The sequence below is a fragment of the Rummeliibacillus pycnus genome (genome assembly GCF_050459865.1).
GTDB lineage: Bacteria > Bacillota > Bacilli > Bacillales_A > Planococcaceae > Rummeliibacillus > Rummeliibacillus pycnus_B.
In genome coordinates, this window is record NZ_JBCMNM010000039.1 from 87169 (window position 1) to 99958 (window position 12790).

Annotated in this window: 10 protein-coding genes; all 10 read right to left on the reverse strand. The window is 34.2% G+C overall.

The annotated features are described in order from the left end of the window. Positions 1-7 precede the first annotated feature (7 nt). The 10 genes from ABE048_RS09785 to ABE048_RS09830 all read right to left on the reverse strand — a co-directional run bounded on the left by ABE048_RS09785 (position 8) and on the right by ABE048_RS09830 (position 12672). Positions 8-1447, reverse strand: a complete 1440-nt coding sequence (locus tag ABE048_RS09785; protein ID WP_430310978.1) for a hypothetical protein — start codon at positions 1445-1447, stop codon at positions 8-10. Positions 1448-1459: 12 nt separating this feature from the next. Continuing rightward, complete coding sequence (locus ABE048_RS09790) at positions 1460-2305, reverse strand: ABC transporter permease (RefSeq protein ID WP_430310979.1); 846 nt, start codon at positions 2303-2305, stop codon at positions 1460-1462. After that, positions 2302-3237 (reverse strand): ATP-binding cassette domain-containing protein, encoded by a 936-nt coding sequence (locus ABE048_RS09795; protein WP_430310981.1) that lies wholly within the window; start codon positions 3235-3237, stop codon positions 2302-2304. The genes ABE048_RS09790 and ABE048_RS09795 overlap by 4 nt, the downstream gene beginning before the upstream one ends. Beyond that, on the reverse strand, positions 3234-5609 hold the full coding sequence (locus ABE048_RS09800; protein ID WP_430310982.1) for a hypothetical protein: 2376 nt from the start codon (positions 5607-5609) through the stop codon (positions 3234-3236). Before ABE048_RS09800 ends, ABE048_RS09795 begins: the two co-directional genes overlap by 4 nt. A 249-nt stretch (positions 5610-5858) precedes the next feature. After that, positions 5859-6983 carry an N-acetyldiaminopimelate deacetylase gene (locus ABE048_RS09805; protein WP_430310983.1) on the reverse strand — a complete coding sequence of 375 codons (1125 nt, stop codon included), beginning with the start codon at positions 6981-6983 and terminating at the stop codon, positions 5859-5861. A gap of 14 nt (positions 6984-6997) precedes the next feature. Then, positions 6998-7711: a 2,3,4,5-tetrahydropyridine-2,6-dicarboxylate N-acetyltransferase gene (gene dapD / locus ABE048_RS09810; protein ID WP_430310985.1), complete on the reverse strand. Its 714-nt coding sequence runs from the start codon at positions 7709-7711 to the stop codon at positions 6998-7000. A gap of 70 nt (positions 7712-7781) precedes the next feature. Then, the gene (locus ABE048_RS09815; RefSeq protein ID WP_430310986.1) at positions 7782-8675 is read right to left on the reverse strand and encodes a LysR family transcriptional regulator; all 894 of its coding nucleotides are present in this window, start codon (positions 8673-8675) and stop codon (positions 7782-7784) included. A 245-nt stretch (positions 8676-8920) separates the two neighbouring features. Continuing rightward, on the reverse strand, positions 8921-9364 hold the full coding sequence (gene cbpB / locus ABE048_RS09820; RefSeq protein ID WP_430310987.1) for a cyclic-di-AMP-binding protein CbpB: 444 nt from the start codon (positions 9362-9364) through the stop codon (positions 8921-8923). Positions 9365-9510: 146 nt separating this feature from the next. Further along, positions 9511-9747, reverse strand: coding sequence for a short-chain dehydrogenase (locus ABE048_RS09825; protein ID WP_430310988.1), 237 nt, complete (start codon positions 9745-9747; stop codon positions 9511-9513). Positions 9748-10671: 924 nt separating this feature from the next. Further along, the gene (locus ABE048_RS09830; RefSeq protein ID WP_430310989.1) at positions 10672-12672 is read right to left on the reverse strand and encodes an EAL domain-containing protein; all 2001 of its coding nucleotides are present in this window, start codon (positions 12670-12672) and stop codon (positions 10672-10674) included. Positions 12673-12790: the final 118 nt, after the last annotated feature.

Below are 12790 nucleotides of genomic sequence, written 5' to 3' on the forward strand. Positions count from 1 at the left end.
CCCCCCACTACTCCTCAACTGATGAGAAGTATTTTTGTACAATTTGATGTAATTCACTCGGAAGCTGTAATCGCTCAGTCGTTTGCATATAAGAATCCTTATAAAAATTCGTTACCTCTTTATAAGAACGGATTGATCCCTTTGTAATTTTTCCATTATTACTTTCTTGTATAGATATTGGATTTCCATCATTTAACTTGCCACCATCTGCTGTTGTTTTACTTCTATCTCCGACACGTTTAGGTATAGCTACTAAACTACGATTTCCTGTACCGATTCCTGCTCCAAGTCCAGAGCCTCCACCCGAACCACTTCCACTTCCTGTACCATTGCCTGATCCACTACCCGTTCCATTTCCAGATCCGCTCCCTGTTCCGCTTCCTGATCCGCTCCCACTTTTATTTCCATTACCATTTCCTTGTCCTTGATTTTGCCCTTGGCTATTGGATTGAGTTTGATTATTTCCTTGTGATGTGGAGGAAGAATTATTTTGAGCTGTATTTTGGCTATTGGTTGCGTTATTATTTGAACTTGCTTGTGCAGAGGAATTATTTTTTTGCGTTGTTGATTGGTTAGATTGAGAAGAATTAAGAGCCAGCTGTAAATTTGGACTGATTGGCGTTCCAGAATTACTTAAAGCCTTTTGCGTCTGTTGAACATTTTTAGAAAGAGATGCCGTTGTTTGTTGTAAGTCTCTTAATTGTTTTTGTTCCTCTTTTGATAAACCTTTTCCGTTTGCAGCTTTTTTATCTTCTAGCTTTTGTTTTAGAAGTTCTAATTCTTTTTGTTTCTTTACGATTGATCGCAATGCATCTTCCGTTGTTTTCGCTTTTTTTAATTCTTTCTGAAGTTCTTCAATTGCTTTTTTTGTTTCTTTTGTTTGTACTTTTTTCTTCAGATCCTTAACTTCTTTTTTAACCTCGGCTGTCATTCGTTGTTCTTCTTTTAGAATATTTGCAGTTTGTTGTGCAGTAGAGGGAAATAAGGATAATAATGCAATTCCTAAAATCATTACAATGCAACTAATGATCGTCTTCAAATGCCATAAATTCTTTTCTCGTTTCTGGTAGTTAGCTAATGCATTTGAAGCTTTTTTCTCTGTTCGTACAACTAATTGTTGTGCCAAAGGTGATTCCAATTCTTCTATCGAATAGATTGTGCGTAATAAATTATCAGGAAAGTATTCATCTAGAGCATTTAACGATTGTTTTTTGGATGGACGATTCCACCATAAATAGATAGCTGCTATAAAAAGTGTTATAGCAGCTATTCCTATTGCAATTTCTTTATAAGAAGGTAGGACAAAAAATCGAGATACAAACATTATGACGAATATCAACAACAATGCGTAGGCAATCATACGCTGACTATTTTTTAAAAAATATTCAAACAGCATACTATTGCGGGCTTTATGAACCGCTTTTGTTATTTGACTACGATTGCTCATTTGTCACACTCCTCATTTTTTCTTTTTCATATTCACGCGCAGTTTTTTTACTGAAATAAATAGACAAATTACGGTGAGCGCGATATAAAAGATTAGATAACCTGCCCAAACCGGGAAATGTATTTTTGTCATTTCAAATAAAGCATTCGACATCTCCGGTGTAATCAATGTCATCATTAATGCGATTGGATTGATGGTAGCCCAAAAATGTGAAATCGGTGCTGGACTACTCACTGGACCTAAAGAATTCCCCATCGTACTAATTCCAATCATAAAGAAAAATGCCGTAATACCAGTTAAGAACAACATAGCTCCATAGGTTGTAATCATCGCAATAATGGTTTTACGGATTAATGTTGAAAACATAACACCGATACTTGCTATTGAGATCATCGTTACAATCAAAAATGCGAAAATGATTAGTAATTGTCCAGGAGAAATACCCCCGAATAAGAAAACTAAACTATATAACGGCAAGCCCGCAATAAGCAATAATAGTAAGAAAACAATTGACGAACTCATTTTGCCAAGAATAATTTGAAAAGAAGTTTGAGAAGATGTAAGTAAAATATTCAACGTTTGCTTTTCACGTTCTGTACTAATTACGCCAGCTGTTAGACCTGGCGTGATAAACAAAATCAACGCCAGTTGTACATAGGTCAGTAAACTAAAGAGAATCACACTCTGCTCCGGATTAATAAAGCCACTACCCGAAAAATTCGTTGAAATAAAGATGAAACCAAACACGAAAATACTTAGGACAATGAGATAAAACATGATCCCTATAAAACTTTTAAAAGAACGGAAACGTAGCTTTAATTCCTTTATCAGTACAGGATTGTTGAATGCTGATTTCATGCTTGCTCTACCTCCTCCGTAATTGCCATGAAGACATCTTCTAAATCTTTTTCATCTTCTGTAAAGGATAATATAGGCAAATCTTGTTGTACAATTTGTTTCAATAATTTCATCTGCTCCTCATCAGAACCATTAAAGCGGAAGTTCAACTTGTTCTCTAGTACTTCAATGGAAGATATAAATGGATTTTCTTCAAAAAACTCTTTCGCTAAGTTCATATTATAACCAGCTTGATATTTCACCGTGATAAAGCGTTCTCCCATAAGCTGTGCTTGTATCTCAGCTACAGAACCATGTGCTATAAGTTTCCCTTGATCAATTACCCCTATTTCATCACACATCTCGGCAAGCTCAGGAAGAATATGTGAGGAGATTAATATCGTTTTTCCCATTTCCTTTAGTTGTTTCAAAATATCTCGCATTTCTACACGCGCTCTTGGATCCAGACCAGAAGCAGGTTCATCCAATATCAATACTTTTGGATCATGAATCAACGTTCTTGCAAGACATAGACGTTGTTTCATCCCTCTAGATAACACATCAACGTAGTCATGCCTTTTGTGTGATAAGTTTACGAGCTCCAATAATTGAGGAATAAGCTTGGCTCTTTCATCTACGGAAATTCCATAACTAGAACCAAAAAAGTCTAGGTACTCCTCTGCCTTCAACTGATCATAAACACCGAAAAAGTCAGGCATATAGCCAATTAGTTTACGGATTTCTTCAGGATTTTGTGTAACACTAATCCCGTTTATAAACGCTTCTCCTGCGGTTGGTTGCAATAATGTAGAAAGTATAGAGAATGTTGTAGATTTACCTGCGCCATTCGCACCAACAAAACCAAAAACAGTTCCCTCATTAATCGTGAGGTCAAGCCCTTGTAATGCATAAAAGGAACCGTATTTTTTCATCAATCCTTTAATCTCTATCATGGCTTAACCTCCCCTTTAAGCTGTAATGTAGGAACTGTCGTTCTTTGGTCATCCGACATTTCCCGTTCTAATTTAAATTTCACTTTTCCTTCAGTAGATATATAATCTTCAATGTTTTTCGTTAGAGTAAATCGTCCATCATTGATTGACTCATAATTTGACGTTTTTTCATTATAAATTTGTAGTGAAACATTTTTGGTATCTGTGTTTGCTAGTTGTAATTCTTTCCATGTAAACTTTTTGTCTTTGAACATTTCAGGAATCGTCCATATAAATTCATATGTTCCTGCATCTATAAACCATATTGAACTATTTTCTGAATCTCGTTCAGCGTAACCTGCATTTGAAATGGAATTGATTTCAAAGTTCATCGAATTTGCAGGTAATACGAATTCGCCAGATAATTTCGTTTTTGGACTGAAGCTTTGAACAACTAAATTTATGGATGACATATCTGCTTTTCCATTTTTTAAAGTAATCGGTGTAATAGGCTCATCAATCCAACCAACGATTGCAGGTTCTTCTGTATTTCCAATTAATCCATAAGCTGATTGTTTTAACATTTGCTTACGATTATTCATAATATCATCTCTGTTATTCACTTTATTTGGATAATTCGTTAAGATTGGCATTGCTGGTAACAACAAAGCACCATTAATCGTTTGTGTGACTTTAAGCGTTTGTTTTGGCTTCATAGTGCCTAACTTCAACCATTGACTTCCATACCAAATCGAAACATCCTTTACTGTGTAAGGTAAATTATTTGTTACATTACCTTTTATCGCACTGTCCTCTACTTCTAGATCAATTAGGAAACTACCAACATTATGCATTTCCGTCTGTCCAGCTATTGTTGATACTGACCAATAACGATTATTCCGTAATGTTACTTCTTTTTCATTTTGGGATTGTTCTAAAACTGCTTTTTTATGGATTAAACCCAGATCATTAAAATTACTTAGAAGCGTAGCTGTACTATCTGGTGTTGTCACAAATGTAAAATCACCACTGCGATTGGTTAATAACGAATTCATATAATATCCCGATAGACTGTCATCTTGGTTGATTTCATAAACTGCAGATTGTTGAATTTGTGGTTTTGCTAATCGATCCTTTGCTCCATAAGCAAATACTAATATCGAAACGAAAAGTGAAAGCACAGGGATAATCCACCAGGCGAATTCTCGTTTGTCTTTCTTTTTCAATACAAAATACAAAAGTGGTCCAACAACGAATATATAAATAATAATGACGATAATTAAAAGCATTGTTGATACTTGGAATGTAGGGAATAATTCATTCGAGTACGTATCACCATGAAGAAAATCTATATTGTTATTTGAATTTGCATTACTTACACTATTAAATGGAATCACTTTTTGTAATAATTGATCATAATCTTTATCATTTGAAAGTGGCTCATCACCTAATGAAAAAGCTGTTTGGATAATTTGTCCATTCCCTAAACCTTTTTTTGCAGCTAAAATATGATCATCAATTTCTAGTAATGTATTTGCCTGATCTACCTTTTCCGCTTTATAAGCTGTCAAACTACTAGAAAACTTGGGATCTTTAATAGCTTTTTGAATGTCTTTTGATGCAACATTAATTGTATTGTAACTTAATGACAAAGGTAAATAGTTTTGAAATATTCCGATTTCTCCTGTTAAATTATCAGAAGCTCCTATAACAATGGTTCCACCTAATTTAACCCATTCTAAAAGTGACTGTTGCTCTTCTTCTTTCAAAGATGCAATCGAGTACTCATCTACAACAACAATATCAGCCATCGACCAACCACTTGCAGCTGTTGGGATAAGGTCTTTCTTTAATTGGCCTAGATGAATGATTTCTGTTTGGTTTGAACGACTTGATGCTATTTTCGTAAGGGCAGATAACCGATCCACACTATTTGTAAAAGTTAAAACAAACGTTCCATCTCTTTCATTCATTTGTGGCTGGATCTTATCATCGCCTTTAAAGCTAACTTCATCTCCTTTTTTCCAGCTACCCTTATAAATATGAATGGTTTTATCTGAACCATTATTACCTGTAGGTTGATACGTAAAATAATCAAGCATTAATTTGATTGTTTTTGTCTCGTTCGAACCAATTTCTAATGGTACGACTATTCCCATACCTCCAGAATATCCTTGCTGATTATCAATAACTATATCTCCAGAAAATGCGTCGCCACTGTTAGTTACTGTCAGCAATACAGGTAATCCCATCGTATCTTTGTATTTATTATCAAAACCAGCATCTACTTTGACAACTAATTTTGACTTAGCCGCAGCGTCTAATGTGAAGGTTGGTAATATGTTTATAAATAAGATCATAAATGCAATAATTATTGCCAGCCTCTTCTTCAAAAAAATAACCTCCTTTTTCTCTCTTTGATACTATTACGTTTTTTTTACAAATAAGGTTCCATATTTGCTAAAAATACAAAAATATTACAGTTTACTATGTATCGCTTCGATGGATGAGGTTGATTTCCTGTCTACACGCTAATTCAAAAACATCAATATCCTTTGTTCCTCCATTGCGAAAGCAACACCCATTTAAAAAAGAGCCAAAGATATGAACAATATCTTTGACTCTTTTTTCTAAAATATAAATTACACTCCGAAATGTCGTAAAAAATGTTCAACAAATCGAATGTTCACATCGATTAAATCTTCATCAGGTTGAATAGAAGCATGATGCAGACCGAATTCTGTATTTGCACCACCCCAGAACATCGCACCAGGAATTTCTTTTAAGAAGAAACCAAAGTCTTCACCTGTCATTGCTGGTGGACATTCGTATGCCACTACCCCTGACATTTCTTCTGCACTAGCTAACAAGGCTTTCGCACATTGCTCTTGATTATATACTTGATAATAAGATGAGCCATAGTCTATATCAACTTCACATTCATATGCAATTTCAGTGGCCTTACATAATGCTTCGATTCGTTTTTTTATTAATGACATAGATTCTGCAGACATCGTGCGAATTGTACCTTCCAAACGGGCATTTTCTGCAATTACATTTTGTACATAACCTGAAGTCATTTTACCAATTGTAATAACGCCACTATCTAATGGATTCAAATTACGACTTACAATCGTTTGTAGCTGCATCATTAGGTTCGCGGCTACTACTGTCATATCTTTTGTATTATGAGGATAAGCAGCATGCCCTCCTACACCATGAAGATCGATAAACAACTCAGAAGTATTAGCAAATAACATTCCTGGTCTAGTTGCCACTGTTCCAACTGGATATTCTGGTGCAATGTGCATCGCAAAGATATAGTTAGGAAGCAAATCAGGTCGATTATTTTGCATCCATTCAAGCATTGGTTTCGCACCGCCAGGACCTTCTTCAGCAGGTTGGAAATAAATAATAATTGTATTTTCAGGTTGCTGTTTTGAGAATGCCTCTACTAAACCAAGTGCTATCGTCATATGAAAATCATGACCACAAGCATGCATAAAACCTGGATGTTCAGAGGCATAAGGTAATCCGGTATTTTCTGTAATTGGCAAAGCATCAATATCTGTACGCCACCCAATTTTCAATTGTGGATTTGTACCTGTAATGGTTACGATAATGCCTGTTTTCCAAGTATCGATTTTAAAATATGGCTTCCATAATTCTTCAATCACACGAAGTAAATACTTATGTGTTTTTTCCTCTTGAAAACCAATTTCAGGAATTCCATGTAAATCCCTTCTAATCTCTAATAAAGGCTTCATCGAATCATCACCTCTTATAATTGACGAAGATCTTGCATAATTTCTGTTTTAGATTTTGTTTTTTCATCAATCTCTTTAATAACTCTTGCTGGTGCTCCAACTACTACAGTATATGGAGGTACGTCTTTTGTAACGATAGCGCCTGCTGCTACAACAGCACCTTCCCCTACTCGGCAACCTTCTAAAACGACTGCATTTGCACCAATCATAACATTATCTTCAATTACTACCGGGTCAGCACTTGGCGGTTCAATAACCCCTGCTAGAACAGCACCCGCACCAATGTGACAATCTTTACCTACAGTAGCACGACCGCCTAAAACTGCGTTCATATCGATCATTGAGCGATCTCCAATTTCAGCACCAATATTAATTACACTACCCATCATAATAACAACATTGTTACCAATTGTTACTTGATCACGAATAATCGCACCTGGTTCAATACGTGAATTAATTCCTTTTAAATCTAAAGTTGGCACTGCTGAATTACGGCGATCATTTTCGATCACATAATCTTCAATAACATCTTTATGAGCTTCTAATGTTTTTTGCACTTCTGCCCATTCACCAAATACAACAACAGAATTGCCTTCTCCAAAAACCTTGCTACCTTCACCAAAAGTTAATGAAGATACATTATTACCCTTAACATAAACTTTTACAGGTGTAGCTTTTTTAGCATTTGCTAAATATGAAATAATTTCTTGTGCGTTTAATTTTTGCATTCGACAATTCCTCCTATAAATAAATATAAAAATATGCACTTATTGTACACGAAAAATAAGAATATTTCATTTACTTTTTTGAATAATCATACAAACATTCTGCATGTTTTTTCACAAGTTCCACAAAAGCAGCCACTTGTCTTAACTCAAATGACGATTCATAACCGATTAACCATGTATCACGTGTTAGTTCGAATTCTTCCTCATTATTGGTTAATGGAATTGTATTAACGTCTTCTTGTCCACTTAATGTAATCGAAGGCAAAATTGCATAACCTATTCCATTTAGCGCCATTTGTTTACAAGTCTCAATTTGGTCAACTGTAATTTGATGACGTGGATTTGAAGAAAAATGGCGTTGCCACCATTGTTGAATTTCCTGATAATAATTTGAATCACTTTTAAATTGAATAAATGGTCTATCAGTATTAAAAACGTCGTCTACTGACGTAATTTCCTTATCGACTAGGTACAATGTATCTCTGAAAAGATGCTGTTTTGCACCCTTCCAATCTGTATGTCCACGCACAATTCCAACATGTGCTTCACCATCATAAAGAGATTTTACAATTTCCGAACTCCAACCTGTGATTAGCGAAATTTTCGCATCTGGATATTGTGTCACGAAATCCTTTAACACTGTTGGTAACCATGTATGTCCAACAATGGATGCGCAGGCAATTTTCAATGTTCCGTGCACCTTGGAATTTAATGATTGGATGGTTTCATAAATTTCCTCTTTCTTTGTCATCATTTCAATTGAAAATTGGATGACAAGTTCACCAGCAGGTGTAGGTGTTAATCCTTTTTGTGAGCGTATAAAAAGTTGCGCACCCCAATCTTTTTCAATTGATTGTAAACGTTGGGATAATGCAGGTTGAGACAAAAATAATCGTTCTGCTGCTTTACGCATATTTCCTTCTTCAGAAAGCACTTTGATGATTTGAGCTTCAGTTGTATTCATTCAAAGAACCTCCTCTTCTAAATACATATTCACTATAATTTTATCTTTATACAAAATGAAATATTTTTCAATTATTCATTGCTTATCTTATGAATTTTAATACATCCTTTTGGGTACCTGATTCTGTGGTCACTTTTAGCAAAAAAGATTGCCCCTTCTTATGCTTTCCTCAACCGTGTAGTTCTTTTTTGTAGATAAACTTAAAAAAGGTCCATATAAATTGGACCTTCTTTTAATCTGCAATATTAAGAATTAAATTGATAGATATGTTTTTTTAACTGTTTTAGGATTACACGTCTCGTCATAATACCAACAAATCTCTCTTCATTATCTACTACGCATAAAAATGCATGGTTAATGACTAAATCTAATGCCTTTTGAAATTTATCATTGATATTAAGTGTAGCAACTTTTGTTTCCATAATGTCATTTACTTTTATACTGTCTAATTTTTCGAATTCAATATGATCGAGTCCTAATATAGATTCTGTAATCATACGCATACTAAGTAAGCCCTGCAGTCGATATTCGGCATCGAGTACGGGAATAGAAGAATAACCAGTTTTTGTAAGTACAAGTAAGGCATGCTCTGCATTATTTCCTAATTGTACATGTGCAACTTTATCTGAAGATATGATCAAATCAGCAATCGGCATTTCAAGAAAATCTCTGCTAGTCATTGAAATCATAGTGTTCTACTCCTTCACTTGTTCAAAATTGAACAAAAAAACTACAATTTCATCTTACCATATCTTATTCAAAGATTTCCATCAATGACTTGAAAGCATTTTCATTTTCGCATATATCATCAAAAGTTGCCATGTACAGTGAATGATTATCTATATAATAAAATGTAATAAGCCATTACTAAACCCATAAAAAGACCCGCAATTCCATAAAACCAAAAAATTGGATTTAACATTGTAGGATTTTCTTCAACAGTTTTTGAAACAGATTCATCATTTGATCCACTTTGAACTTCTTGATTTTTCGCTATACGCATCGTCCATACTAATGATAATGCAGAAATCATTAATGCAACAAAAACTAATGGCCAAGTCCATACTCCCATAGAAAACCCTCTTTCTTTTTCTTTAGTATGCCTTGACTTGAATTCATTTATTCATCAAGTTATAAACAACCGATTCATTCGAATCAATTTCAAAAATCCATTTTCAGTTTTTAAATACGAGCATCACAACACATTCACTTTTCACTATTCAGATTTGGATGTTTCGCTACAGACGGCGCTTTCCACGGGCTTGACTTCAATCTCCTCGGGCCAACACGATGTTGGTCACGAAGCCGTTGCCACAGGACGTGGCGTTCTTAGGCTTTGTTCCTTAAAACTGTTCCTGCGGGGCTTTCAGCTCAAGCTTTTCCCGTAGGAGTCGCCGTCTTTCGCTCCACAATGTAATAATTGGATATCATGAAATGTTCGCATAATTTATATAGATTTTATTTATACTTTTCTAGGTAAATAACACGAATATTTTTTATCTAATTTATCAGACACAATAATTCACTCTATATCGCTATAGACATGCTCTTTCCGCGGGCACGCCTCCACTTTGAAGTCTACGTTGAAGGAATTGAAAAAGTTGAAATATTATTATAAAAATCTTGTATAGCTATCTTTATTGATGTGGAATTAGCGGAGACTCCTGCGGGAAAGCGAGCCAGACGAGACCCCACAGCGTAGCGAGGAGGCTTGTCAGTTCGCCCGCGGAAAGCGAAGCTAATTCCACATCATGCAGAAACCAGATTAATACTATTTAGATTTGTATTTAAATACTTTTTCAGTACCTTATTACGTCCCTCCAGGGCTTTCTTGGAAATGTGAATGCATTTTCGAGGAATCGCCGTCGAAAACGTTGCAATGAACAAAATTTGATATCATTAAATGTTCGAATATTTAAATGAATTTTGCATTATATAATTATTCATTCGCTAAAGAAATTAAAAAAGGCTTCTTTTTTGAAAAGAAGCCTTTTGGTTAATTCATTGGAATTGATTTCATTAATTCATATATTGGTAATGGCTTGCTAAATAAAAATCCTTGTGCTTTTTTACAATGATAATCTTTTAAAAAGCCCACATGCTCTTCTTTTTCAACACCTTCAGCAATCACATCTAATCCAAGACTATGCGCGAGGTGAATAATTGTTTTCGCAATCGCACGGTCTTTTTCATCTATATCCATATCTCGTATAAATGATTGATCGATTTTAATAATATCGATTGGATATCTTTTTATATAGCTTAGAGAAGAATATCCTGTACCAAAATCATCAATTGAGATTATTAATCCCATGCTCTTTAGTTGTTTCAAAATTATCATTGTATCTTCAGCATCCGTCATAGAGCTTTCAGTAATTTCCAATTCTAACATTTCAGGTTTTACTTCATACTCTTTTAAGTACTGAAAAATTTTTGATGACAATTTATCTTCTCGGAATTGTTTTGGAGAAATATTAACGGCAATTCTCACATTTACAATCCCTAATTTTTTCCATTCTCTAAGTTGTTTACATGCTTGTTCTAATACCCAATCCCCAATTTCAATAATCAATCCTGAATCTTCAGCTATCGGAATAAATGTACCTGGTGATACAAATCCGAACTTTGGATTTTGCCATCTAAGGAGTGCTTCAAAGCTTGTAATTTTCTCTGTCTCCAAATCAATCTGGGGCTGATAATAGACCATTAGCTCATTTTTTTCTATAGCTCTACGCAAATGAGCTTCAATCAGTGCTGTATTTCGGAATTTGTCTTCCATTTCATTTTGATAAAAGCGATATCCTGAACGACCTCTCTCTTTTACATAAGATAGAGCTTGATTTGATTTTCGAAGAAGCTCATCAATACTAGAACCATCATTTGGAAAGCATGCAATTCCTATAGAAGCTGAAATGGATAATTCTAAATCTCCAATAAGCAATGGTTCTTTTAACATATCGATAATTTGTGTAGCAATTGATTGTACAAGCTCCTTAGTAGAATTTTGCACAACAAAAACAAAATTATCACCGTTTAATCGATACAGGTATTTACAATCATTTGTAATCATTGAAATACGAATTGCTGCTTCACTTAAAATGATATCTCCAATAGAAGATCCATAGGTTTCATTAAATTGTTTAAACCGATCTAAATCTATTGAAAGTATTGATACTTTTTGCTTCTTCCGCTTGGCTTCTTCTATTACCTCTGGAAAGTGCTTATTTAGAGACTTAAAATTCCATGCACCTGTTAATTGATCGTGATAAGACAAATAAGATACACTCAAATTCTTATCATTGTATGGAGTAATATCCCGTAAGATTAGTAAAATATTAATCTCGTTTTGTTGTTTGATAATTGGAATACTTTTTGCAAAAATTACAACAGTTTTCCCTTCAATTGTTTTAATACCACAATCGGCTAATTCAGTAGTCTTTTTTGAAGAGACTGTGTCATCAATTAATTTTTGTATGCCATCTTTTGAAAAGACTGATACGAATTCATAAATTGATTTTCCAGTTATATTTGAATCCTTATACCCGAATTTTGCTTTTGCAGCTTGATTACTGTTTAAAATAATTCCTTCTTGATTAATCGTTAAAATCGAATCTAGGTTTTGTTCTAACAAAGTTGCAAAAGATGAATCTCGGTATCGCTTATGTACTGAACATAAAAAGTAAGAATCCGATTCCTCATTTCCTACCAATATGCTGATTTTTCGATTGCTATCTATATTGATCGACATCTCATCATGATAAGGCTGCATTAACATAGGTTTTAATGCCAACCAAATGTCTTTTGGCAAATATCTCTCTGCTAATTGAATGTCTTGATGGAAATGCCCAAATTCTTTTTGGCATTCATTATTTGTAGTAATAATATTGAATAAATCTCCAGATTCTTGTATCAAAAAAGTTATAGCAGAAGGCTCAAATTCACTAATGTAATTAGCAATTTTCCTTAAAGACATCAGGTCTAAAGTTGTTTTTTTCATGTATTGCCTCCAATGAAAACATATACTATAAGACTATCATAATAGATTTTTTATGAAATTTATATAAAAAATACAAAAACAATTTGAATATGTAGCAATAATTTCCATCAGTATGCTA

Excerpts from the sequence above, each read along its gene's own strand:
- ABE048_RS09785 (WP_430310978.1), bottom strand. The coding sequence starts at position 1,447 with ATGAGCAATCGTAGTCAAATAACAAAAGCGGTTCATAAAGCCCGCAAT.
- ABE048_RS09790 (WP_430310979.1), bottom strand. The coding sequence starts at position 2,305 with ATGAAATCAGCATTCAACAATCCTGTACTGATAAAGGAATTAAAGCTA.
- ABE048_RS09795 (WP_430310981.1), bottom strand. The coding sequence starts at position 3,237 with ATGATAGAGATTAAAGGATTGATGAAAAAATACGGTTCCTTTTATGCA.
- ABE048_RS09805 (WP_430310983.1), bottom strand. The coding sequence starts at position 6,983 with ATGAAGCCTTTATTAGAGATTAGAAGGGATTTACATGGAATTCCTGAA.
- dapD (WP_430310985.1), bottom strand. The coding sequence starts at position 7,711 with ATGCAAAAATTAAACGCACAAGAAATTATTTCATATTTAGCAAATGCT.
- ABE048_RS09815 (WP_430310986.1), bottom strand. The coding sequence starts at position 8,675 with ATGAATACAACTGAAGCTCAAATCATCAAAGTGCTTTCTGAAGAAGGA.
- cbpB (WP_430310987.1), bottom strand. The coding sequence starts at position 9,364 with ATGATTTCAATGACTAGCAGAGATTTTCTTGAAATGCCGATTGCTGAT.
- ABE048_RS09825 (WP_430310988.1), bottom strand. The coding sequence starts at position 9,747 with ATGGGAGTATGGACTTGGCCATTAGTTTTTGTTGCATTAATGATTTCT.
- ABE048_RS09830 (WP_430310989.1), bottom strand. The coding sequence starts at position 12,672 with ATGAAAAAAACAACTTTAGACCTGATGTCTTTAAGGAAAATTGCTAAT.